Origin of the sequence: Meridianimarinicoccus sp. MJW13 (genome assembly GCF_014901205.1) — a bacterium.
In the GTDB taxonomy this organism is placed as follows: Bacteria; Pseudomonadota; Alphaproteobacteria; order Rhodobacterales; family Rhodobacteraceae; genus Meridianimarinicoccus.
In genome coordinates, this window is the sequence record NZ_JACNMU010000001.1 from 29,729 (window position 1) to 55,115 (window position 25,387).

15 protein-coding genes are annotated in these 25,387 nt (G+C 63.1%); 4 read left to right on the forward strand and 11 right to left on the reverse strand.

Features of this window, described 5'->3' with window-relative positions:
* Positions 1 to 257 precede the first annotated feature (257 nt).
* From H8B03_RS00095 to H8B03_RS00115, 5 genes are all read right to left on the reverse strand, one after another.
* Positions 258 to 7,103 carry an autotransporter outer membrane beta-barrel domain-containing protein gene (locus tag H8B03_RS00095; RefSeq protein WP_193139030.1) on the reverse strand — a complete coding sequence of 2,282 codons (6,846 nt, stop codon included), beginning with the start codon at positions 7,101 to 7,103 and terminating at the stop codon, positions 258 to 260.
* Between the two features lie 389 nt (positions 7,104 to 7,492).
* The gene (locus H8B03_RS00100) at positions 7,493 to 8,524 is read right to left on the reverse strand and encodes a HupE/UreJ family protein (RefSeq protein ID WP_193139032.1); all 1,032 of its coding nucleotides are present in this window, start codon (positions 8,522 to 8,524) and stop codon (positions 7,493 to 7,495) included.
* Between the two features lies 1 nt (position 8,525).
* Positions 8,526 to 9,419, reverse strand: a complete 894-nt coding sequence (locus H8B03_RS00105) for a peptidyl-prolyl cis-trans isomerase (RefSeq protein WP_193139034.1) — start codon at positions 9,417 to 9,419, stop codon at positions 8,526 to 8,528.
* A complete protein-coding gene (locus H8B03_RS00110; protein ID WP_226925621.1) occupies positions 9,406 to 10,665 on the reverse strand; it encodes an agmatinase family protein in 1,260 nt (419 codons plus the stop codon). The genes H8B03_RS00105 and H8B03_RS00110 overlap by 14 nt, the downstream gene beginning before the upstream one ends.
* Positions 10,666 to 10,698: 33 nt before the next feature.
* Positions 10,699 to 11,928 (reverse strand): carbohydrate porin, encoded by a 1,230-nt coding sequence (locus tag H8B03_RS00115; protein ID WP_193139036.1) that lies wholly within the window; start codon positions 11,926 to 11,928, stop codon positions 10,699 to 10,701.
* A gap of 118 nt (positions 11,929 to 12,046) precedes the next feature.
* On the opposite strand from H8B03_RS00115, the gene H8B03_RS00120 reads away from it, so the two are divergent.
* A complete protein-coding gene (locus tag H8B03_RS00120) occupies positions 12,047 to 13,570 on the forward strand; it encodes a hypothetical protein (RefSeq protein ID WP_193139039.1) in 1,524 nt (507 codons plus the stop codon).
* A 197-nt stretch (positions 13,571 to 13,767) separates the two neighbouring features.
* Here H8B03_RS00120 and H8B03_RS00125 read toward each other — a convergent pair whose 3' ends face one another.
* Complete coding sequence (locus tag H8B03_RS00125) at positions 13,768 to 14,778, reverse strand: AraC family transcriptional regulator (RefSeq protein WP_193139041.1); 1,011 nt, start codon at positions 14,776 to 14,778, stop codon at positions 13,768 to 13,770.
* Between the two features lie 200 nt (positions 14,779 to 14,978).
* On the opposite strand from H8B03_RS00125, the gene H8B03_RS00130 reads away from it, so the two are divergent.
* The 3 genes from H8B03_RS00130 (at position 14,979) to H8B03_RS00140 (ending at position 18,825) form a co-directional block, all read left to right on the forward strand.
* Complete coding sequence (locus H8B03_RS00130; protein ID WP_193139043.1) at positions 14,979 to 16,382, forward strand: amidohydrolase family protein; 1,404 nt, start codon at positions 14,979 to 14,981, stop codon at positions 16,380 to 16,382.
* A 228-nt stretch (positions 16,383 to 16,610) separates the two neighbouring features.
* On the forward strand, positions 16,611 to 17,804 hold the full coding sequence (locus tag H8B03_RS00135) for a carbohydrate porin (RefSeq protein WP_226925622.1): 1,194 nt from the start codon (positions 16,611 to 16,613) through the stop codon (positions 17,802 to 17,804).
* 10 nt (positions 17,805 to 17,814) lie between these two features.
* A complete protein-coding gene (locus tag H8B03_RS00140; RefSeq protein ID WP_193139045.1) occupies positions 17,815 to 18,825 on the forward strand; it encodes a metallophosphoesterase in 1,011 nt (336 codons plus the stop codon).
* 303 nt (positions 18,826 to 19,128) lie between these two features.
* Here the strand turns inward: H8B03_RS00140 and H8B03_RS00145 are convergent, their stop codons facing one another.
* From H8B03_RS00145 to H8B03_RS00165, 5 genes are all read right to left on the reverse strand, one after another.
* Positions 19,129 to 19,965: a DUF2189 domain-containing protein gene (locus tag H8B03_RS00145; RefSeq protein WP_193139047.1), complete on the reverse strand. Its 837-nt coding sequence runs from the start codon at positions 19,963 to 19,965 to the stop codon at positions 19,129 to 19,131.
* 289 nt (positions 19,966 to 20,254) lie between these two features.
* On the reverse strand, positions 20,255 to 21,340 hold the full coding sequence (locus H8B03_RS00150) for a hypothetical protein (protein ID WP_193139049.1): 1,086 nt from the start codon (positions 21,338 to 21,340) through the stop codon (positions 20,255 to 20,257).
* A gap of 158 nt (positions 21,341 to 21,498) precedes the next feature.
* Positions 21,499 to 21,789, reverse strand: a complete 291-nt coding sequence (locus H8B03_RS00155; RefSeq protein WP_193139051.1) for a hypothetical protein — start codon at positions 21,787 to 21,789, stop codon at positions 21,499 to 21,501.
* Between the two features lie 129 nt (positions 21,790 to 21,918).
* Positions 21,919 to 24,306 (reverse strand): zinc-dependent metalloprotease, encoded by a 2,388-nt coding sequence (locus H8B03_RS00160; RefSeq protein WP_193139053.1) that lies wholly within the window; start codon positions 24,304 to 24,306, stop codon positions 21,919 to 21,921.
* A 221-nt stretch (positions 24,307 to 24,527) separates the two neighbouring features.
* Entirely contained in the window at positions 24,528 to 25,322 is a 795-nt protein-coding gene (locus tag H8B03_RS00165) for a patatin-like phospholipase family protein (protein ID WP_193139055.1), read from the reverse strand.
* Between the last annotated feature and the right edge of the window lie 65 nt (positions 25,323 to 25,387).

Here is a 25,387-nt window from a genome sequence, read left to right on the forward strand (position 1 = left end):
TGAGCGGCCGCTACCACGCGATTTCAGTACCTGTTCCCTCCTTTCGAATTGACGCGCTCAAGGCACGACTGGAAGGCGCACTCAACGATACGCGCGCCACGGTACTGAACGAGTTTTCCTTCGAACACCGACGTCGTGTGCCGGGGCCGCCCCCTCAGGCGAGACCCTGGGGGCCGATCCCATGGCGCCTTCCAAGAACGGCACGGCAAAAGAACCCTCTGCCCGCGCCGTCATTTTTCCCATGTACCGTTGGCTGCTCAGAACCTCTTGGTGAAGCGCAGCAGGCCACGATGGCTTTGGTAATCGTCACCGACCGAGCCCTGATATTCCACCTTGATGTCCATCCCAGCCGCTGCATTGGCAAACGACAGCCCAAGCCCGAGTTGGCCCACGACGGGCGCAATCGGCACACTGGTCGAGAAATTGCCCGCTCCGGCAGGTGCCTCAACAAGACGTGCTGTGGTTGACCAGTCATCCTCGGACGACAGGCTGATGCCCAATGTCGTCGCGGCGCCGATGTCCCAGCCGCCCTGCCGAACCATGCGCGTGCCGATCTCGACCGATGGCGTGACCACGATGGCGGTGGCCGACCCGGAAGCAACATCAAGATCGAAGATCCCGGCACCGCTTTCCGTGTAGCCGCCAGCGCGCGTGTGCACGAGATCGATGTCGAGGATCGGCATGACATAGCCTTGTGGCGTGTCCGCCATGGTATAGGCGGCCCGAATGCGTCCGCTCAGCGTGTTGAGGTCGGACTTGCCCGTTGCCGTGCCGGTGAACCCCGGCACCGAAACACGCCGTTCCGTGTCGAAACTGCCCCAGCTGCCCCCCAGCGCGCCGGACAGCGTGAAGTTGCCAAAGCGACGCCCCACCGACACCGCCAGAAACCCGTTGTCCCCTTCGACGCTCGAAAGACTGTTGTTGCCGGTGTAGTTCGAATGTTCGTAACCCGCGGCGAAGCCCGCGATCCAGTCTTCATTGACATCGACCTGCGCACCGCCGCTGAAGCCATAGGTCGTGCCGTCATAACCATTGGTGCCGGACTGGTCCGTATAGCCCCGGCTGCCGTCGGCCCAGTAACAGTTTTCCCCGTCTGCCGAGAGGGACATCCCAAGGCGACGCGCGCAATTCATGGCACCGTCCAGCCGCCCGCGCGTCAGCGGCACCTGCGCCGCCGCCATCGCCTGGGATGCACCCGGGGTCAGGGATGACAGGGCCTGCGCATAGGCCGTGCCGCCGCCCGAATTGCCGGCCAGCACGTTCATGTTGGCCAGCAGCGTCCCATAGCTGCGGGACCGATTGTCGAAGATCGCATCAAGGTGCGCCCCGGCGCTGCGTTCGCTGGCGGTCAGGGACGCGGATGCGCTGCCAAAATGGGTATCGGCGACACTGAAGGCGATCCCATTCCCCACAAGTTCGGCCGCGAAATCAACCGCGGCAGTGCCGATCACCGTCGGCGCCCCGGTCAGCGTGCCACCCGCCGACACAAGGGTCACCGCGCTGTCCTTCAGAAGCGTCGTCGCATTGATCGCGATCGCCCCGTTCGCCGTGGCATTTCCGGCCACCTGCAGGCTGTCACTGCCCGCAGGATTGACGAAGTCGATGGTCGCTTCGGTGATGCCTGCGCCGGTTTGAACGAAGTTTCCACCGATGCGAAGCGTGTGACCACCGCGACCGTTGCCGATGACCAGACGCCCGTTGTTGACCACGTTGGCAGCGTATAGCCCGGCACCGCGCAGGGAATTGCGGCTGTTGTTGGTGATCGTCCCCGCGACCTCGCCCCGGCTGTCGCGAAGTAGGATATCGCCGATCACGGTTCCATCCTGAACCAGCACATCCGTCGTGCTGCCATTCACCGTGGTTCCGTTGGTGGTATAGGTGATCGCGGTGCCCGACTGGGCCGTAACCGTGGCACCGTTGGTGATGGTCACGGTATTTCCGGTGCCGGAGGCGACCAGAATGCCGACGCCCGCGCCGCTGCCGCCGGTCACATCCGCCGACACGTTGACGGCCACGGTGCCGACATCGGTGCCGGTGTTGGCCGCGCCTATGCTTTGCGCGAAAATACCCACCGCGTCTGCGCCTGTTGCCGAGATGGCGCCCTGCGTGGTGACGGTCACGTCGCCTGACCCGAATGCAGACCCCATGTCACCGGCCGTGGAGCCTGCGAAAGTGCCGCTGCCATCGCCGCCAAGGCCACCGCCGCCACCGATGGATTGCGCAATGATCCCGTGTGCCATTGCCCCGGTCGTCGTGATCGTGCCGTCCACGGTGACGCTGACAGCACCGCCGACACCATCGGCCGATTGAAGAAAGCCGGGTGTGACGTCGAACGGGCCGACCGACAGGTCACCGCCGATGCCACCGCCGCCGCCGATGGATTGCGCGATGATCCCGTGTCCCCCGGAGCCGCTGGTCGTGATGGAGGTTCCCGACGTCAGGTCAAGGCTGACAGCGCCGCCGTTGCCGCCGTTGCCGCCAAACCCGCCTACCTGAACGCTCTTGACGCCATCGGCGCTGCCAACACCGCCAATGCCCCCGCCCCCGCCGATGGACTGGGCAACAATGCCGAAAGACCGGTCGCCAGTGGTCTGGATGGTGGACCCAAACGTCAGCGAAACGTCGCCCGCATCGCCCGCCGAGCCGCCCTGCCCACCGACGATGATGGCCACCGAATGACTGCCTGCGTCATCCTGCGATGCGGCGCTGCCGGCCCCGCCAATGCCGCCGCCGCCACCGATGGACTGGGCAATGAGCCCATGCGAGTCGTCGAGACCAGTTGTGATGTCGATAAAACTGTTGCCCGAGGCCGGAATGGTCACGGTGCCGCCGGTGCCGGAAGTCCCGCCACTGCCGCCGACGCCGCTGCCGACTGTCAGCGTGCCCGCAGCCATGGCAGATCCATCACCGCCTTGCCCGCCGCCGCCACCGATGGACTGCAGGACAAGGCCGTTTGCCATGTATCCCAACGTGATAACCGAGGCGGTGCCGCTGGAAAAACTCGCCGTGACGGGGCCGCCATTGCCCGCCGTCCCGCCGGTTCCGCCTACGGCAATGTTGACCTGCGCGGTCTCGCCGGTACCCGAGGCCATGGCCGTGCCGCCCGTACCGCCACCGCCGCCGATGGCCTGAACCACGACGCCGTCAGCCCAGTCACCGGTTGTCTGGATCTCGCCGTTGTAGTCGAACGTCGCGCCACCGCTGCTGCCGCCGGTGCCGCCCGCACCGCCGACCGCGACGGTCAGGGACACATCGATATCGTCGTCGCTGTCGTCCTGGGGCGCGAAGGCCGACGGGCCGCTGCCGCTGTCTTCACCGGCCGACCCGAGACTGCCGCCCAAACCGCCGCCACCGCCAATCGACTGGACTAGAAGGCCGTCCGCATCGACCCCTTTGGTCTGGATCCCGCTGCCCGAGATGCTGTTCACCGTGACCAGGCCGCTGCCCCCGCCCTGACCGCTTTTCATGCCAACGTTGACGGTCACCGTCCCGGTGTACGTGTCGTTCTCGTCGTCTTCGACGGCCTCTTCGCCACTGCCCTTGATACTGGCACCGAGCTGAATCTCTCCGCCCTGCACGGTGCCGCCGCCGCCGCCGATCGATTGCACAACCGCCCCGCGCGACCCCGCGCCCGAGGTCAGGATCATGCCGTCCTGGTAGAGTGTGAGATCGGCGGTGCCGCCTGTCGCGCCGCTCTCGCCGCTTTCGATGATGCCGCTTGATCCCAGATCGAAGGTCAGCGCCACTGTTGCCGCGCCGCGGATCGTATCGGTCTTGCTTGACGGGACGCCGCTGTTGCCGCCACCGCCGCCGATGGACTGTACGACCACGCCGTTCGAATAGGCATCGGTGGTGGTGACAACCGACGGGATTCCCGCCGGTGTCGAACTGCCAAGGGCCACGCTGGCCGTCCCCCCGTTGCCACCATTGCCGCCCGCACCGCCAAGGGCGCCGTTGATGGTCAGGCCGTATTGCTGGGTTGAATCCGGGATTGTCGTCGTCGCGGTCGAGGCATCGCCACCAGACCCGCCGCCACCGCCAATGGACTGGGCCAACACGCCATGCGCACCGGCACCATAGGTCAGGATCGAGGATTGATCCGACAGGGTGACCGTGGCTGCCTGCCCGTCTCCGCCCGCACCACCGCGACCGCCAAGTGCAAATTGCGCGTTGAGCGTCACCGTGAAGTCCGGATCAGTCGGGTCGAGCGGCACACCTGTTGTGATGGCGCTGGCCGCGGTCGCACCGCCGGTGCCGCCGCCACCGCCAATGGACTGCGCAAGAATGCCGATGGAATCGTTCGTCGTGGCCGGGTTGCCGCCGCCGGTCGAGATGGTTGTTTGCTCGGTCAGCGTGACAGCGACATCGCCACCGTCGCCGCCGGCGTTGGCAAGCCCGCCGACGGTCAGGCCGATGTTGAGGAAACTGGCAGCCTTGCTGGTACCCGATCCGCCCGACCCGCCGCCGCCGCCAATGGACTGCGCGACGATCCCCGCCGAGAGCGACTCTTCGGTGGTGATGTTGGAGTTCGACAGCGTCGCTGTGACGGCGCCGCCCGCGCCTGCCGCCGATGCGGACCCCCCGATGGCAAACTGGAACGTGTCAAGAATGCCGCCGGTTTGCGCAATGCCCCCGGACCCGCCGCCGCCGCCGATGGATTGCAAAAGCAGACCCGCCGAAGAGGTGCTGACCGTGCGCACACGCGCCCCTTCCCCGTTGGTGACCTTGACCGAACCGCCGTTGCCGCCGCCGCCGGACTGGCCGCCGATCGCAGCGCCCGGAATGCTGAAGATGCCGATGCCGAAGGCGCTGCCGCCCGCACCGCCCCCGCCGCCGATGGATTGGGCCTGAAGCCCCGGTGCAAAGGTGCCGTTGGTCGACAGGGTTCCGATGGCCGTGACCTCGACCCTGCCGCCGACCCCTGCGCCACCGCCGGCCGACCCGATGGCAAGCACGCCGGTGCTGCTCGATCCCGAGGTTCCCGCCGCACTGCCGCCCCCGCCACCGACCGATTGCGCCAGAACAGCAACCGCCGCATCGCCGGTTGTGCTGATCGAGCCAATGTTGGAGACGGTCGTCGATCCCGCCGCCGTGCTGCTGTCGCTGCCCCCGGTCGCACCGATACTCACCGTCGCGCCAGAGACACCCGCCGACCCGCCACCGCCGACGATGGATTGGGCAAGTATACCGGTCGCATTGTAGCCTTGGGTCGTGATGGTGCCGTCATTGGACACCGATACGGCACTGCTTGATCCACCCGAGCCACCCGAACCGCCCAAGGCGATCACAAGCCCGTCCGCCGCGCCGCCCGCACCCCCGCCACCGCCGATGGACTGGGCAAGGATGCCATTGGCCTGCGCCCCTTTGGTGTTGATGGTGCCATTGTTGAGGATCGACACCGTATCGCCCGATCCCCCCGTGCCGCCCGAGCCGCCCGAGCCGCGCAGGAAGTTGCTGAAGTCCCCGCCATCGCCGCCCCCACCGCCGATGGACTGGGCAAAGACGCCAGCCCCGAAATCCAGTCCTGCGCTCATGTCGTTGGTGCCATCGGTGCTGATGGTTCCGCCCCCGACGGACACGCTGACAGCGCTGCCGTTCCCGCCCGATCCACCGTCACCCGGATTGCCGGCAAACTCGTTGCCGTTGCTGCCCAGGCCGCCGACATTGGACAGCGACTGCGCGACGATGCCCCGGCCGCTGTCCTGTCCCGCGGCAGAACTCTGTGCGGTGATGGTCAGAGTCTGAGACGGATTGACGTTGACATAGACGCTGCCACCGGAGCCGCCGTCGCCACCGGTAGAGTTGTTGGCGTTCGACAAGCCCGCGCCGCCCTGCCCGCCCTTGCTGAGCGCAAAGATGGCGTCGGTGTTGATGCCGGTTGCATGGATGGTCGCGCCGACGGAGACATCCACCGTGCCGCCGTTGCCGCCGCTGCCGCCGGTTTTCTGCGATTGGCCGACGCCGCCTTCCGCGCCCTGGGAATGGGCAAAGATGGCGGCACTGCCATCCGGCGCGGCGCTTGTTCCGGTATCCTCGACAGTGATCGTGTCGATGGCCGTAACGTCGACCTTGCCGCCCGCACCGCCGGGTCCACCGTTCTCGATGAAGGCCGAGACGCCGACGTTGTAAGCCCAGCCGCCATCGCCGCCGCTGCTCTGGGCGTGGATGCCACGTGTCGCCCCGCTAGCACTGGTGCGCCCGACGACGCTGACCGCCCCCTGGTTGGTAACGGTGACATCGCCGCCCGTACCGCCATGACTGTAGCCGCCGCCGCCATCGTCCGATTGGTCGTAGGAGTTGTAGTTGTTCGGGCCCGCCCCTCCGACCGAGCGCGCGCGCAGACCGACGACGCTGTCGGCGACCAGCGGGTCGGTGGTGGTCCCGACGGTGACAGATCCGCTGGTCCAGGAGATATCGCCACCGTCTCCACCATCGCCGCCGTCATAGTCCTGTTTGACGCCCCCGTTCAGGCGGCCACCCTGCCCGCCGTAGGACCGCAACTCGATGCCCACGAAATCATTGGTGGTAGAGATGTCAGGAGCGCCACCCTGAAGCGTGACGTCGGTGAAGGCACTGTTTGGCGCCAGCCGGATCGCGCCGCCGGACCCGCCGGGTGCGCCGTCGCTGTTGTTGTTTTCGTTGTTGTCGGTGCCCGGTCCGCCCTGGGTCCAGGCCAGAATGCCCGCCGCAGCATCGCCAATGTCAAGGTTGCCGGACACGGTGGTGGTCACGGTTTGCGGTCCGCTGACGGTGATGTCGCCACCATTGCCACCGTCCGACGGCCCGCTGTAGGAGCCGTCACCGCCAATCTGCTTGAGGTAAATACCCTGGTAGGCGGTGGTGAAGGGCAGGTTGATGTCGATGTCGGTCGGGATATCGAAGGTATAGTCCGGCCCCGACTCGCCGTCCGTGGTCTGGCTGCCGCTGGTCCCCGTGAACGTGTAGACGGCCGGTGCGTTCGTGGACGGGAAGGTGCAGACGCTGCCGACCACTGTGCAGACGTTCTGCGCCTCGGCGTCCGGAACCGGGCCCAGAATCCACCCCGCCGCAAGGGCCATCGCAGAAAGGAATTGCAGGTATGACAGGTTGCTTGATTTTCTCATCTCGGACCGGCCCCCGGCGCTGATACTGTTCCCCTACCAGACAACGGGCAGACCGATTCAAACTCAAGCTTTTCGCAACCTATGCGCGCAGGGGTGCCTATCAAGCCTAGCCTGTTGCCCTAGGGTCACATCCGGCGTCAGCCTTGCAAGAGCCAAGGTTCGCGGCGGGCTCCGCCACCCAGGCCCGTCTTCCCCGACTGCAGGAAAAACGCTTTCTGCACATCCATTTAGGCCGATACCGAAGCCCGCTTTCGCGCCGTTTCAGGCCAAGACCGCGAACCTGCGGGCGGGCCGCGCGGGTGGTGTTCCCGCTCGTCCTGCTCGTTGTTTGGGGGGGATTGATCCTTTCGGCCGAGTGATGGTTCCGGCTTCTGCCCACCTGCTCGACATCAGCCCATCAGCGCCAGCCGCTGCAGCGTCCAGAATGCGGCGATCGTTCCGACTGCCGGAGCGACGAGCACGCGGCCGAACCCTGCCATCGTCGGTACAATGGCCATGCCAAGCCGCCAGCCGACGGCGAGCACGGCAATGAACGCGAGTTGACCAGCCTCGATGCCCAGATTGAAGCTCAGAAGCGCCAACAGGAACGGGCCGGTCGGCAAGCCGAACTCGCCCAACATGCCGGCAAATCCAAGACCGTGCAGCAGGCCGATCCCGACCAGAGGAAGCAGGTCTCGATCCCGAAGCCCCTGAGCCAGCACCACCTGCCGCGCCAGTACCACTATGGAAAGTGCGATGCAGGCCTCGACGGGAATCGCAGGCACCCGAACCATGCCAAGCGCCCCGAGCGCAAGCGACAGGCTGTGGCCTAGCGTGAAGGCGGTAACCGCCAAAACCAGCAACCGCCCGCGCGCCAGAAGCAGCAGGCACAGGATCAGCGCGAGGTGATCCGCGCCGCCAAGGATGTGGTGAACACCGGCGGCGAAATAGCGCGTGGCGATCGACGCGAACGGCATGCTGCTGGTGGCCACGAGTTCCATCGGAACCGCAACGCCACGGCCGCCCGCGCGCAGAAAATGCTCTTCCTTGTCTCCGTTGCGCATAACGATCGTTCGCGCGGCCTCGACACGCCACGGAAACAGGATGGCACCCTGTGCCGCGTCGCAGTGCCGGGTTTCCGTCAGCCGCCAGCCATTGTGCAACCGCTCGGCAACCGGCGCGACGCTCTTGATGCAATGCAGCGGCCAGATCGGTGCCGTCACCGGGTCCGGGCCGGTCACGCGCGCCCGAACGGTCACGTATCCCTCAGCCGTACTCACGAGGCGGATCTGTGCGAGGCCAAGTGCGGCCTCTGGGGCGGTCATGGCTTCGGCACGAAAACCGCTTGGCACCGACGGACCCTGAGGCATGCCGTCCATATGCGCCAAGGCCGGTCCGGAAATTGTGAGAGCAAGGATGAGAAGACGCAGAAGGGACATCATGTCAGCGCGTTCCTGCGGCAAATGCCGCGCCCGAGGATGCCGGCAGAGCGTCGGACGGCAGGCGGATATCATAGGCTTTCCGCATATCCAGGATGCGCTTGTCCCGGGTTTCGACATGATGCCGAAGGGCAAAATCCTCGCGCAGCCGTCGGTCGAGTTCCTGGGCGGGCAGCGGCTGTGGTCCGGTCACCGAGGTCAGGCGCACCACGTGCCACCCGCGTCCGGTCTGCAGCGGCCCGCTCCAGGTGTCCGGCGGCAGTTCGGCGATGGCTTCGAACACTTCCGGGCCCAGCACCGTCTGGATCTGGGCTTCGCTGTATCCCTCCATCCACTCGCCCAGCCAGAACCTATTTGCGGCACCCTCGGGAAGGTCGCTTCCCGCGGTCAGTTTCGCCAACGCGTCGCGGGAAGCTGTCTCGTTGTCGCCAAAGAAGCGATGTTCAAAGCTGATGGTTTCGGGAAGGCTGTAGCGGTCGGGCATGGCGGTGCGCAGGGCCGCCAGTTCTTCTGGGGTCGGGTCCGGTGCCTCGTCCATCAGCAGAAAGTCCATCTTGGCAAGCATCCGGGCGCGCAGCTTCGCGTCGCTCAGATGCAGACCCCGCGCCACCGCCTCGCGGACCAGCACCTCGTCATTGATGTAGCGTTCCACGACCTGCGCCGACTCTTGCGGCGACAGAGGGCGGCCCACTAATGCGGCGTGGTTTTCGACCAGCACCGCAGCCTGTTCCGAAGTGACATCGATCACCTCCCGCGTGTCGGGCGCAAGCAGGGCATTGGCGACGAATATCGCCAGCGCCGCGGCGAAAAACAATGCCACCGGATCTAGCCGCCGCATCCAGCCGGTCAGGCGCCACGGGCGCCCGCCCCGGCGTAGCGTGGTTTCACTTGCCGTCATCGACCAGATCCGTGTGCAGATAGTTGTCGGGCAAACCGTTCTTGGCCATGGCAATGCCGTTCAGGCACTGGCGCAGGACCGCCTTGGAGTTGAGAACGCTCGTGTAGCCTGGATCGCGCTCGGGGCGGAGTTCGACGATTTCCATGCCCACCAGATTGTTTTCGGCGCAGATCCGACGCACCAGCGGCAGCACTTCGCGCATGTAGAGCCCGCCCGGCTCGGGCGTCGAGGTGCCGGGAATGAACGCCGGGTCCACCACGTCGATGTCGAAAGACAGAAACAGCGGCTTGCCGTTGGCGCGGGCTTCGGCAAGCACATCATCGACCACAGGTTGCCAGCCGCGGCGTTCGATCTCGGCCATCATGTGATAGCGCAGGCCCGCGGACCGATTCCAGGCGACACCGTTCATGTCGGTCGAATTCGGACCACGCAAACCGATCTGGATGATGTCCTCACCATTGACCAACCCTTCTTCCACAAGTTTCCGGACAGGGTTTCCGTGCGTGTTGAAAACACCGAATCCCACCGGTGCCTGATCGGCATGAGCATCGAAGTGAACGATCGTCAGGTTACCCTTGCCATAGACGTCAGCAAGCCCCGCAGCGTCCGGATACATCAGCACGTGTCCGCCACCGATGATGATCGGAATGGTTCGCTTTCCATTTTCCAGTTCAACCCCCGCCACCTCGGCGACCATCCTGCGCACCTCGGGGATGGATTTCTCCATGCTGAGCGGATGAACCGGAGCGTCGCCGTAGTCGACAACGGTCAGTTCTTCGAGGGCCGCAAGCCCGGAGTCGAGCTCCGGCATCGTGAAGGCCCCCCACATGTGGTAGATCTCGGACTTCATCGGCGCGCGCATTTCCATCGGGCCGTAGGATTGCACTCGCATCCCGTTGTACATTTCGGCACCGAAAATCGCGACTTCCACCTCTCCGGCCTTCAGGTCTGCCGGGGTCAGGGCAACGGGCAGATGGAAGAACGTGGGAATACCGACCCAAGGGAACCCGCCGACGTATCGCTGCACGTTGATTGGGCCCGGCTCGCGCCCGCTGGACAGGTCGTCTCGCATCTTGCGCCAGACATCATAGCTGGGGTCGTCCTTGTTCAATCGGATCAACGGCTCTTCGCCCTCGTTGATCGGATCTATTTCCGCGGGTGTGTCGGCAGCTCCCATCATCTGGGCGAACGTCGTTTCCGGCAGCAGAAGTCCGGCAAGCAGAAGGACTGTCAGGGGGTGTTTCATTGCGTTTCCTTGTTCGAATTCGAAGACTGAAAGTTAAAGCACGAGCCGGAAGCGCAGGCCGAAGACGACCTCGCTGTCGGCGCCGGACAGGGCGGGGTTGGCAATGTACTGAATGTCCGGGGTGATCTCGAAGGCACGTGAGACCTGGGCGCGGTAGTAGGCCTCGAAGCCGCGCTCCATGCCGAGGTTTTCGTCCGTGGGATCGCCCTGCCAGACCCCGACGCCGATCCGGTCATAGCGGAACCCGAAAGGTGTCTTGACCTGGAAACCGATGGCGGTGCGTTCCCGAAAGGCGCGGAAGGTATCCTTGGCCACCGAATACCGGAAGAAGGCACCCAGCCGATCGCCGATGTCCTGATCGAAACTGGCGGACAGGCTGCGGACTTCGGACTGGGTGTCGGTGGCCGTGTCCAGCGACCAGGTCAGGCGGTATTCGCCATAGCCGAGCCCGGGAATGGCAGGTTGCAGCGCCGCCTCGATCACGTACTCCCGATTGCCGTCCTGCAAGGCTTCAAGGCTGAGACCCGTCTCCACATCCGGCGCCCGCACCACGCCGGAGAGATACCAGGTCTCGGCCTTCCACTGCGCGAAGATGCCGTTTCCAAGCAAGGCGGTGTAAGGCACCACCGGGTTGTTGCCGAGCATGGGAGAGAAGAACATCTCGCTGTCGCCATGCGCATAGCGGTTCAGGTTGACCAATGTCCGCATGGCCAACTTGCCAATCTGAAACCGAAAGCGCTCGTCCGCCGTGATGTGTTCCAGCGCCAGCATCTGCAGGATCTCGACGGAATTGTCCGGCCCGCCGTTTCCGCCATTCAACGGCGACAGGATTCCGAGATCGGACTGGAACTGGCCAGCCGTGTTGCCCCCCAGGCTGTTGGCGAACTGCCCCCAGATGTTGAGCGAAGTGTGCCCCGGGGCGTCGCCGGCGAAATCAAGTCGGGCGATCACGTTCAACTCGTTGTCATTGATCCTGGATCCGTCAGCCCATTGGTTGATCAGGCGATCCTCGATCACCCAGTAGAACCCTGCCTCGTCCTGTACGCGCTCCTTGAACTCGAAATATTGCAGCCCTGCCCGACCGACCGCCCCGAACGAAAGATAGCCGTCGCGCGCGACCGGGTTCTCGAACACCACGCCAAACTCGCCGTAGTCGAAATCCGGTGCATCGGTCTGCTCTTGGGACGTTGCTGCAAAGGGAAAGGCGACGCAGGTCAGGCATGCGAGCAAACGCAGATCTGCCGGGCAGTCGATGCCTTTCATCGCTGGTCCTTCCCATTGTTTGCGCAATCGTCCCAAACGCGTAGCACCGGCGCCGAACAGGTGGTAAGTAACTAACGTAACGGAAATCCTGATCCGCACCGGGGGAGGACACCGCTGGATGAACGGACCCGACGGCCTGATCGAAACCGAAGGCGTGAAGGCGCTTGCGCGACGTGTCGCCCGAGATCCGGTGTTTCAGGCGTCCGACCGATTGCGCAGGCTGCTGCTTTTCATTGCCGACACGTCGGATGATCCGGAAGGGGCTGGCACCACCCAACAGCAGATTGCATGCAAGATCCTCGGCAAGGGCCCCGATTTCGATCCGGCAATCGACCCCCATGCGCGTATCGAAGTAGGTCGCCTGCGGACCGCCCTGAAGCTTTATTTCGCCGACCAGCCCGCCGGCGCACAACGGCTGGAGATTCCCAAGGGAAAGTACCTGCTTTGTCTGGCTGCATCCCGGCAATCACTGGCAGCAGTTGAACCCAGACCTGGTGGTTTGAGGGTTCAGTTCAGTCTTTCGGGATCCGGACAGCCGGATCGTGAAGACGCGCTGCTTGCCGCGATCCTGTGCCGATCTGCCAGGTCTCCGCTTTTGCTGGACGGTGCCCTCGTGCTGTGCCCGGCAACTGCGACGAGCGCGGCGCAAGCCTGCCATGAGGCCCGGAAAAATGCCTGCCATATCTCGGCACATCTGCATCTTTCACCGTCCGACCCCGGGCCCTCCAGAGCTTGGCTGACGCTCTGCCGGACAGATCGTGAGGCGCTTGTTGCCGGAATCGAACTGCCCATGACGGTTGGTCATTCCCCCGGACAGCCCGAGGACCCTCTCGTGCAACTGGTTGCGGACGCTTTGGCCGATCCGGCAAGCGGTCTGGTTCCGAACCAGGCCGCGCGGATCTGGCCGAGTTCCCGCCTTGCGCTGATCCTGCTGGCCTACCGCTTCATGTGCACCCAGTCCTCTGTCTGGGCGGAACGGGCGATGAATGCCTTTGCGGCGCTGGAAGGCACCGGATACCGGTCCGCGACCACCCTGGCGTTGAAGGCGGACATGTGCCGGATCAGCGAGGTCTTTGCGATCGGCCCGGAAAGCGGAGGATGCAGTCGCGCCCTGGAGATGGCCGCGGCTGCCGTTGAATGGGAACCGGACAACGCAGCCGCGGTGCTGTCGCTGGGATACGCCTGCCTTGCCACAGATCAAAAGACAGCGGCCCGACAGGCAGCCTGCAGTATTCCGGCAGCGGTCAGCCTGTCGGGAATCGATGCGGATGTCGTGCTACTTCGATCCTTGTGTCGCCTTCCGATGCGGAACAGGGATGTCCTTGATCCGGAAAAATCCTTCTTTGCCACGGCGTCCGAAATCGTGTCCCTGTTTGATGCCGCTGATTGGGAAGCACTGGCCGTCCGAACCCGCTCTTCCGCGTTCCGATCGAACTTCTGGCTTCCGTTGTTCGACAGTGTTGCAAGCGTGGCGCTCGGGGACCGGCCCGGATTGGACGCCTGCGCGGACGAAATCCGGTGCGCCTTGCCAAATTCCAAGGTCGTCCTGCCACGAGCCGTCCACGCAATGTTTGTCGCCGATACGGACCGGGGCGTTTTCGGTGACGCCCTTTCGCGAATGGGCTATCAGCCGAGCATCTGACCCATGCGCAGTGTCCCGGCTTGAGTGCGCGCGCGTGAACGGCCCGATCCCGACCTCGGGCACCCTTTCATATTGCTGCGGTGCGGCCCGTCGAAGGCGCCCTTCGCAGCACGCGCAAACCCGGATGGGGTCGACCGCACAGATCGCGGAGCTCTGCGGTCGATGCATGTGAGGCGATGCATGCAAGGTTCGGTGACCTATTCAGCGGATCCGTCCTTCTGGGTTCTTTGCAGGCTTCGGTACGTGGTTGGTGTCATGTCGTTTGCGCGGCGAAAGGCTCGGGTGAAATTGGCAACGTCCGTGAAGCCCAATGCAGTGGCGATGTCAGAGATGGACCGGTTGGTCTCGAAAAGGGCGGCACGGGCATATTCTTGCCGGACAAAGTCGATCTCCTTGCTGATCCCGGTTCCTTCGGCAGCAAGGCGGCGTTTCAGTTTCTGCTGGCTCATCGATGCGAGGACGGCACAATCCGCGGCGCTCAGGGCGCCTTGCCCAATGTAGGCGCGCACCACTTGCCGAAAGGAATGCACGAATTCGCCGACATCGGCGTCGCGCCGCTGCATCGGGGTCAGATCGGGAGAACGTGCATCGAACGATGACGACAACCACGCAGTCGGAAAACGAATGCTGAACCCCATCCGGTTGCCTTTCACCGGGTGCATCAGGTCGAACTCCGGGGGAAGGACCGATGGATCGCTGACAACAACGGTCACTTTCGAGGGGTCGATCCCGTCCCGAAGTGCCCGCTGGAGGATGGCCCAGCCCAGCGCCAGCATGAACGCGTCGTTCTGTGCCGGCAGGATCGTCGGCTTGAAGGTTCGTCTTTCGCCCAAGGTCGCAGTTTGACCGGAAATATTGAGATACTCAGTGGCCGAACTTGAAACCTCGTTGGCGCCCGCGATGAAGATCGAAAGGTAGTCTCCGGCGGTGGTCGCCCGGGCTTCCGCATCTGCAAGAATTGGCCAGCCGCCGAGATCAAGCTTGGCGCCCACGCGCGCGCCGAGAAACCGATCGTTGGCCACGTCCGCCGCGTTCTCGACAAACTGGGTGGCAACCATGACATGAACGGACAGATCCGGGTCAAGGGTTGCTTCTTCGGTCAGGCCTACGCTGTCGAAGACCGGTTCCGGGTCGATGCCGCGCGCATGGAATTCACCCACAAACGGACGAAGAAGGCTCAGTTTGACGAGTGGCAGTCTGTGTGTCATTGGCTTGATATCCGCACGCCCCTTGTCACGCAGCGTAGCGTCTGACAGCCGCGGGAATAGGAAAAACTCTCAAGAACAGTCTGGATGGGTAAAAAACCCGTTCCTCGTGACCCTGAAAGACAAGAGAAGCAATATTCTAGCGCTATAGTGTTTCCCACTCAAACGCCCCGCATCGGGGTCTGATCCAATGGGAGATATATATGATGAGATTCCTTGCCTCGGCTGCAAGCATTGCGCTGGCCGCTGGGTTTGCGACCGCCGCCTTCGCGCAGGACAACGCCCCGCGCCAGGTGCTCTTCACCAACGTCAATATTTTCGATGGAATGAGCGATGCCCTGATCGAGAACGGCTCGGTCCTGGTCGAAGGCAATCTCATCTCGCAGGTGTCCGCCGATGCCATCGACGCCCCGGATGCCGTCATGGTGGATGGCGAAGGGCGCACGCTGATGCCCGGCCTGATCGACATGCATTCGCACTTGTGCATCCGGAACGGCATGCTGGAGTTTCGCGACAATTACGACCAGATGGCCAACGGCGCCTACACCGGGCTGGTCCTGCAAGACTATCTCGACCAGGGCTTCACCACCGCGCGCGACGCGGGCTGCAACATCCTTGGCATTGCGAAGGCGGTGAACAACGACATCATCCCCGGACCGCGCCTTTACCCCAGCGGAGGCTTCCTGAGCCAGACCGGCGGCCACGCCGACACCGGATCGTTCAACGATGTTCCCGGCGACGTGGATGACCTGGAAGCCCATATGTTCGGCTTCATCGCCGATGGCGTTCCCGAGGTGATCCGCGCGGCGCGTCACAACCTGCGCGCCGGGGCCACCCAGATCAAGGTCATGGCGGGCGGCGGCGTTGCCAGCGAATTCGATCCCCTGCACACGACCCAGTACTCGCCAGAAGAGCTTGAGGCGATCGTTGGCGTTGCCGAAGACTACGGCACCTACGTGCTGGTGCACGCCTATCACGACCGGTCGGTCAACCGCGCGATTGACGCCGGTGTCCGCGTGATCGAACACAACTTCCTCGTCTCGGAAGATACCATCATCCGCATGAAGGAAGAGGGCGTCGCCCTTTCCGTTCAAGCGGTCCAGTCGCTGGAAGCTTTCGGCGATCCCGAGAGCATCACCTTCTTTAACGCCGACCAGAAAACCAAGGCCGCCCAGGTCAATGCAGGCGCACAGCAGATGATGGAATGGGCGGTCAAGCATGACCTGCTGATGGTCACCGGCGGCGACATGTTCGGACCCGACGTGGTGCGTCAGGCCGACAACATCATCTGGTTCAACGACAAGGTTGTAAACAACACGCTTCTGTCCCTGAAAACCGCAACCAGCAATGCCGCCGAAGTGCTGTCCTGGTCGGGCGGCATGAACCCCTACAAGGAGGGCACCCTGGGCACGATCGTCGAAGGGGGCTACGCCGACATCATTCTGGTCGATGGCAACCCGCTGGAGGACATCAATGCCATCTCGCGCGACCGGGTGGATTTCGTGATGAAGGATGGGGACGTCTACAAGAACTGGCTGCCCGGCAAAAACGCCCCGGCCTTCAAACCCGCCGAACCAAGCCGCGACGCATATTTCGGAAACCTCTGAGCGCAGGGCCGCACCCCGGTTGATCCGACCGGGGTGCGTGCACCTTGGCTTTGGCAGACACTGTCGGGGACCGGTCAAAGGCGATGCGGTTTTCGGCACTGAATGTCACGGCACTGTCGGCGACCGACTGTTCGGTTGCGATCGACCAGACCGATCTGGCACGCACGCTTGTGACCGATGCGCAAAGCTGAAAGCGAACCAAGCCAAAACCGGCAAGCGGGAGACCCCATGTCGAGATTCATTTACGCGGGGGCAATGCTGCTGGCCCTGACGCTTCTGCCGCATGCCGCATGGGCCCAACAGGGCCTTTCTGGCCCGTCATCCGTCGAGGCGGACCTGACACCCGGCGACGGGCTCACCGATCCGCAGCCGCGCACAGACTTTCCACGCAACGTGCTGCCGGGGTACTTTGCCTGGAAAGACGGGCTGGCCGACAATGGCTTGCGGTTCAACATCGACTACCTTGCGCTCGGCCAGAGGAGCGACAGCGACCTGGGCGAAGGACAGGCCGGCGGTGGCATCCTCCGATTCTATGGCAATTGGCAGGCCACCGAAAACGGGTCGCTGACCTTCAAGGTCGAAAACCGGCACGCCTACGGCGCCATCGCGCCCCAGTTCTTTGGCTTTGATTCCGGCGCAATGTCGATCACCGGCACTGGCTTCAACGACAACGGCACGATGCTGACGAACCTTTTCTGGTCCCAGCGGGATGCAAAGGGGCGATGGACATTGCAGTTCGGTCAACTTGACCTGACCGATTTCGTGGATGTCTATGGCCTTGTCAGTCCCTGGACCTCGTTCCAGAACCTGGCATTCAACACCAATCCCACGATCAACGCGCCCAATCCCGGCCTGGGGATTGCGGGCGGTGCGAAGTTGGGAGAGAACTTCTATGTTGTGGGTGCGGTGGCCGATGCGAACGGGGACCCGACCAAGCCGAGTTTCGATGTGTTCGAAACCGGTGAAACGTTCAAATCCATCGAGATCGGCTATACCAGCGGCATCGACCGGATCTATTTCGACAATGTCCACCTGACCGTCTGGCAATCGGACGAGGCCGAGGATGGCAGCCGGGCCGAAGACAAGGGTGCCGCCTTCTCTGCCGCCTGGTTCTTCGACAATACATGGATGCCGTTCCTGCGGGCCGGCGTTTCCGATGGCACCGCCTCGCTTTACCAACGGTCTCTTTCCACCGGTCTGGGCTGGTACCGACGGAACACTGACCTTGCGGGTATCGGCCTCAACTGGGCCGAGGCGAAAGATATCGATGACACCCAGTTCACCACCGAAGTCTTCTACCGCTTCAATATCTCACCGGATCTCCAGATCACGCCCTCGATCCAGTATATCAACAACCCGCTGCTTGATCCCGGTCAGGACGACCTGACCATCCTCAGCCTGCGGGCACGGATCGTGTTCTAGGGACACAAGTATGAAACACCTGGTCGCCGCAACAGCCACTCTCCTCCTTTCGGCCGTGTCCATTGTCGCCCAGCCGTTTTCGCACGGCATCGCGGATGGCCCCACCCCATGGACCGACAAGGTCTTTGACGTTGGAGAAGACCGGTTCATGTTCGCAATCCATTCCGACCTGACAGGCGGCGAGCGACCCCAAGTGTTCGAAATCGCCATGGCGCAGTTGAATCTGCTGCGCCCCGAATTTGTAATCAGCGTCGGCGACCTGATCGAAGGCGGTGACGTGGACCGCGACCAGCATCTGCGTGAATGGGAGGACTACGACCGCAGAGTGGAGGCGTTGAAAGCACCGATCTTCTACGTGGGGGGCAATCACGACCTGTCGACGCAACTGTCGCAGGACATCTGGCAGGCACGGCTCGGGCCAAGCTTTTACCATTTCCGCTACAAGGATGTCCTGTTCCTGGTACTCGACACCGAAGACAACACCCCGTCCCGGATAGACGAGATCGCGGCCGCCCGTGCACAAGCGGTTGAAATCTACAAGACAGAAGGGCCCAAAGCCTTCGCGGCGACCGAATACAACCAGATGCCGGAACGCGCTTCGGGCACGATCAGCGCCGGACAGGCCGCGTATTTTCGGGCGGTCATTGCAGACAATCCAGATGTCCGTTGGACCTTCCTGTTCGTTCACAAACCGGCCTGGAAACGGGAGGGAGATGTGGCTTTCTCGTCCATCGAAGCCGCTTTGTCCGACCGGTCTTACACTGTTTTCAACGGCCACGAGCATGTCTACGACTATAGACAAAGACACGGGCGGGATTACATCCAACTCGCAACAACAAGTGGCGAGCAATTTCCGGATCTCGGGATGTCGGAAGACCATGTAACCCTGGTGACCGTATCTGGCGAGGAGGTCGATATCGCCACGCTGATGCTGTCAGGAATCCGGGACAGGACCGGTTCCATTCCCTTGGGTGGACACGAGGTGTGCTTTGCCGCAGTCGAGTGCGCAGCAGAGCAGTAGATCGTTTCGCCTGACACCACGGTGGGCAGTTGCAAACCCGGACTGTCGCGACCGTCAAAAGATCTGATCACAACCGGCTCCAAGTCGGCTTTTGGCGGTGCCGAGATCATCTTGGATTCACGCGCATATGGCTGTCGGCCTGCCTTGGAAACGTACAGCCGATTGTTCCGGCCGCTTTCAGGACAGGCGAACTACGCGTTCACAGTTTGCTGTACTTGCACAATTCCGGCGGTCCGGGGACGCGCTCCCCAATGACCTTTTTTCGGACTTTTCTTCCCGTCACTCGAAAAGGCACCTAGCCAGTCAGAGGGATGGCTGCACGGACTCCCCCTCCGCCGGGGCCACCGCCCGCTGATAAAGATGCCAGGTGGTGTGGCCAAGGATCGGCAGGGTGAAGATTAGGCCCAGAAACGCCGGAACCAGCGATAACAGCATGGTCACGGTGATGATTGCCGCCCAGGTGAGCATGACCGCCGGGTTTTCCACGACGACGCGAACGGAAGTGATCATGGCGGAAACGAAATCCATGTCCCGGTCGAGCAGCATGGGCATGGCCACAACGGTCACCGAGAACAGGACCGCAGACAGCAATGCCCCAACGCAGGCCCCGATCGCAAGAAAGGTCCAGCCCTGCGGCGTGAACAACACGGTGTGCAGGAACCCGTCCAGATCCGAAAAGGATGAATCCTTCAGGACAATCACCAACACGGTGCGGAACTGGTAAAACCAGACCCACAGGATGAACAGGGTGACGAAGGCCATCCAGCCCATCTCGCGCTTGCGCTGATTGGCCATGACGGTGAGGATTTCAGACCAGCCGAAGCTCTCCCCTGCCTCCAGCCGGCGGGACATTTCATACAGCCCGGCAGCCGCGAAAGGCGCGACCAGCGGAAAGGCGACCACCGCGGGAACGATCATCCAGAGCATGTCGAGCCAGACCAGGCACCAGACCAGCAGCAGTCCAAACACCGCGTAGAACAGGCCGAAGAAGCCGCTCATGACGGGGCGCGCCAGAAAGTCGGAAAACCCTTCTTTCAGCGACGCGGTGATATCATCCGCCGTCACCTTGTTCACCTTGGGCAGGCCCCGTTGCGGCGCCTGATTGTCCGGTGGTGTGGACCCTTCGATCTTTGATGTCATGACACACTCCTCCCAAAGCAGGGTTCCGCGCATGTCCGGTGTCCTACAGACCCAGCAGCAATACAGACATCCCGGCCCCGCCTATAAATCTGTATCAGGTAAGGACCAAAGGCAAGGAATGGGATCATGGCCGTCAGATCCGCCGACTTGCTCGTGGTGCCCGCCGCTGGTCCGCACGCGCAACGCCGCGCCCCTGCAAGCGGCACACCTGTGAGAACGCGTCTGTGGCAGGCGGCGTTCCCACAACCATCTGTTATGGAATTGCACCCACGCGCGGGAATGGCAGCCACTAGCGCGCGCGCAATTGCCCACGCAGCGCGTCAACCGCCGACGGAAGATCGTCCTCGAAACCGGGAAGGAACGCCTGCTGGATTGCAGCATTCAACGCGTCGTCGGCAGCGGCCTCGCCTGCGGATGACGACCCCACAAGGGCTTCGATCTCCTCGAAGGCTTCAAGAAGCAAAAGCGGCTCGCGCAGGATGCCCTGAACCGTCATGCTGATCGACATATGCTCGATCTGGTTGTTGTTCTCGGGCGGGCCTACGAACACGGGCGCAAAGCCGGAAACGCCCCAGATCGTAGAGTTGTCCTGAGCAATCCCGGTGTCGTATTGCCAGATCGTTCCGACGTGGAACCGCGTGGTGAAGCCATGGTTGAACAACTTGATATGTGTCAGCGGGTTGCGGCGCGACGACCCCACGACCAGTTGCTGCCAAAGGTAAAGGGCCGCCTGTTCCTTTCCGCCAATGAACTCAGACGTTTCCAGCATATGCTCCGGCGGCACCGCATCAATCAGGTCGTTGGCGGGCTCGAACAGGTCCAGCGCCGTGTCGAGCGCCGTATCATCGGTGTCGGCCCCCGACAGATCAGCCAGCTTGAAGGCGTGAAACCGGGTGTAGGCCGCGCCAAGCGCCGCAAGATAGGGTTCGCCCTCTGCCGAGGCAAGCGCTTCGACAACGCCATAGGCGTCCCAACCATCTGCGCGCAACTGGTCGGTATCCACGTCCCAGAACGCGGATGGAATCTGGCGGCCGGCGTCGCCGGTTCGAAGCGCGAGAACCCTGAGCCCATCCGCATATTCCATCAGTTGCGCGGATGTGACCGCACCCTCATCAAGCCGGGCGAGATGGCCGGCGATGGAAATGTCCCCCAGAAGCGGCTGTTCGCTCAGCCCCGCGTCCCGCAACGCCTGGTGCACTTCATTTCGGGACACCTCGGCCACCGGCGCCGGGCCTGTTTTCCCCTCGGAAATCGGACTTCCTTCCAGCCGTTTTTCCGGAAGCCCGAAGAACAGGAACCGAACCTGTGGAACCGCCAAAACGACGACCACAAGCACCATGCAGGAAAGCAAGCCGAACCATGCCACCCGTCTCATGCCTCATCCGCTTCATGTGAGACGTGATTGTCCAGCAAGCACTGCCGAAGCGCCAAGGGTTGTTGCCATTGGCACGTCATCTGCGCTGGCACCCTTTCCAGCGCGTGCCTTCAGCCCGTGGGTTGGTGCTGCGGTCGGTGTCTGTCATTTGCGAGACGTCACTTCGTGTAGTCTTCGAAACCTTCGACATTCCCGTCGATGACGGTGCAGTTTCCAGCCGCCCGCACGGTCGGCTCGTCCCAGTTCACATTCCAGTTCACGATGATGGTGTCGCCATTCTGAGATGCAGGAAAGACCGAAATCGCTGCATTGGGCATATCCATGAACTCGGGAACTTGCCAAAGGTAGTCGTGACAGGTCTTCAGGGCGTTTGTTGTCTGCCTGTCAAAGGCTTGGGCAGCACTGGCCGCACCGACCAGGACCAGGCAAAGACCGACAACTTTGTGCATTGAGAACCTCTTTCAGATGTCCGTATCTGTCCATTCCTGTCCAAGGTTAGCGCGCCACCAGGCTGCGTCCAACAGGAAAGGAATTGCTCCGTCCATCATTTCCAGCGCCGCTCTGTCAGCCCCCCCGCCCTATTCTTCCCCTTCGCCGGATTCGGACGACCCCGCACCCAGCAACGCGATCATGCGCTCAAGCTCCGCGGTCGCAATCTCGCCAATGGACGTCCCTTTCAGTTCGCCCATCGCAACCATGGCGACTTCCATGGGGAACCCGGCGTCGACCAGCGCAGCCAGATCCTCGCCATTGCCGTCCTCGGCGGTCAGGTCCGTCAGGATGTCGATATAGGCCAGAATTGCGCCCTGCCGTGCTGGCGAAACAAGGCCCTTTGACGGAAGGTCGGCCAACAGGGTCTCTGTGATCTGTCCGATGTAGTCCTGCAAAGACATGAACGCGTCGCCATGCAATTTCCGCTGCATGTAAACCATCCTGACGCGCTCGCGGTTCAGGACCTCGCTCATGATCTCCGCCGCCGCGCTTTCGACAGTGATTAGCCCGCCGATGGGTCGGAAGCGGGCCAGCAACCCCGGTTCGGCGAAGGCATCGAGACCTAGAATGGCTTCCCCTGCAAGAAACTCAACCGCCTGCCGTTGCTCCTGCGGGTCGACATAGGCAAACGGCCTGTCACCACCAAGCGTCTGAGAAACGCCGCCGATCAGTTTGCCGACACTTCCCGCGATCCCGACGTACCGGCTGAGCGCCTCGTCGTAGGTGACAACCAGCAGCGCCTCTGGATTGCGCGCCTCTTCAACAGCCGTAGGCAGCGCCGCCAGACTGGCGTGTAACGCATCGATCCCGGCGCGCGTCGCCGATATCCGGTCCGCCCCGATATTCTCGGTCTGAACCCGAGGATCGAACCGGGCAAGATATTCTTCGCCAAGCTCGCCGGCGCCCCACCTGAGTTCCGGGCGATCCTCCGCCTCTGCTGCGATGGCCGCAAGTTCCTCTGCGTTCAGTCCGGTGGAATAGCCCCATCGGATGGCGTGCCGGTCGTAGGGTCCGATGATTGGAATGAACCGAGACACGCCATCATCCGGGGCCGCCACGTAGTTGAAGCGCCCATAGGCCATGATCGAAGACGTGCTGCCGTTCCGCGCAGTGAATTCAGGGTCTTTCAGCTGTGCCGTTGTCCAGGCCGTCGAGGCGCGATGATTGTGCCGCAGGCCAAGCGTATGGCCGACCTCATGGGACACTACATAGCGCAGGATGCGCCCTTGCAACGCCTCCGGCAGCGGTAATTTGGCCGCGGCGGGGTCGGTCCGATGCATCAGCATATAGTAGTAGCGGCTGAAAAGGTTCACCACGTCGGGCCACACCAGGATATGGGCGGAAAGAATTTCGCCGGAACGCGGGTCGTGAATGTTCGGACCCATGGCGTTCTGCACCGGTTGCGCAACCCAGCGGATCACGCTGTGACGGACATCTTCCGGGGACCAGTCAGGATCCTCTTCATGGCTTGGCGCATCGCGGGCAATGATCGCGTTGGTGAAGCCCGCGGCCTCGAATGCGGTCTGCCAGTCCTCGACCGCCTGGCGAATGTAGGGACGCCACCGTTCGGGGATTTCACGCGAGAGATAGAAAACGATGGGTTCAACCGGGTCCGACGGACGCGGCGCATCCGGTTCGGCGTGTTCAAGACGAAAGCGAAGGGCGGCACGGTCGCGCGATTGCACATCGCCGAACGCGCTTTCATAAACCAGATACTCGGTGAAGAAGAAGCCGACCCGGTCGTCATGGGCGCGACGCTCCATCGGGGTTTCCGGCAGCACGGCAATCGAATGCGCCGTTTCCACGGAAACCGGCTGTGCCAGCCCGGACTGATCGGTCGCTTCGAAGGTCAGTTGCGACCGGACAAAGAGGTTGTCGGGAAAAACCGACGCCTCGACAACGTAGGACCGGTCAGGGTCGTTCGGCCCGGGCGCGAGACCGGTGGAGGCCAGCAGCGCGGCGACCGAATAGCCGACGATATCGCCCCCGAACGCATCGCGCAAATCCACAAGTACGGCCCCGGTGTCGTCTTCCGCAAGGATCGGGAAATCGACGATGATGGGACCAAGATTGGCGCGCTCCACGGCGAGGTTCACCGGGCGCAGCTTGTCGCGACCGCCGGTGTAATGCGGATCACCCGAGACCTTTTCGAACGCGGTGCCAGACAGGGACCGCACCATGACGCGATCCGGGCGCCGTTCCAACTGGATCAGTCGTGCGCCCAGGGCGTTTCCGCCCAAAGCCACCGCATCGGTGGGATACCCGGACACTTCGGCGTACCAGATCAGTCTGCGTTCAAACATGTCGCGCGGGATCGCAAGCAACAGCTCGCCGTCTTTCTGGTACAGGTCGAATGCCCCTGACCGCAGCTCGGCACCTGCAACGCGATCCTGGAAAGTCTCTGTTTGCGCCGTGGCATCTGTCGTCGAAAGCGGGATCGCAAGGGCAATGCAAAGGGCAAATGCGAGGCGCATGGCGGTTCTCCTTGTCGACGGTCTTTTGGGCAGGCACGCGCCGCCCGGTTGTCGTGTATGTGTTCGAAGTTCCAGAATACGTAGACTGAACGGGGCATTGGAGAAAGCGCGATGCCCACGAATTCACCGGAAACAGAGAGGATGGGAGCGCCCCTGAAGCGTGACATAGATGAAGACACGGTTTGGCGGCCGCTGGATCGCGCCGCCGCTTCCGTGCCGTGTCAGGCCAGCGCCCGTTCCAGCTTGCGCTTCATGGCGTCCTTGTCGGCCGTCGCCACCTCAAGGATCTCGGCGGCCTTGAGGAATGCCAATGCCGGGAAGGCGCTGGCCTTCGGAGCGATCAGAACCGCCCCGGGCCGATCTTCAAGCTGCTGCCTCAGCATCCGGTGCATCATGATCCGCATCGCCCCGACTGCGGCCTCCATCGGGCCAGGCACCTCGCTGCTGTCCTGCGCTGTAACACTGGCCACATCCACCGCGAGCACCAGATCCGCATCCGGCAGCGCATCGAGCGGAAGATTGTTGGTCACGCCCCCGTCCATAAGCACCCGCCCGTCCAGAAGCGTGGGCCGAAACACGCCCGGAATCGCGATCGACGCCGCCAGCGCGGGTTTGAGAAGCCCCTCGCGCAGAAACACCGTTTCGCGCGCGTGGAAATCCGTCGCAACTGCCGTGAAGGGGATCCCCAGCATGTCGAACCGGTCGGGCATGGTCGGTGGCAAGGCAATCTGAACGGCGTGATGCGCGTTGAGAGATCCCGGCATGATCGGGAACCGGCCCGGTCTGGACGCCAGGAACCGCTTCATCTCGCGGGCTGGATTGTCGGCAATGCTCAGGATCCACTCCCGAATGTCCCGGCCCGACATGCCCGCGGAATACGCCGCACCAATCATTGCCCCCATCGAGGTGCCCGATATTGCCATCGGGTGAAGCCCCAACTCGTCCACGACCTCCAGCACCGGCACATGCCCGATCCCGGCAGCGCCGCCCCCGCTGAGGGCAATCGCAAGCCTCATGGCCGCAGACCGCGCCTTGGATGCCTGCCCGTGGGCGTCCCGATAAATCCCATGCCCTGAAAATC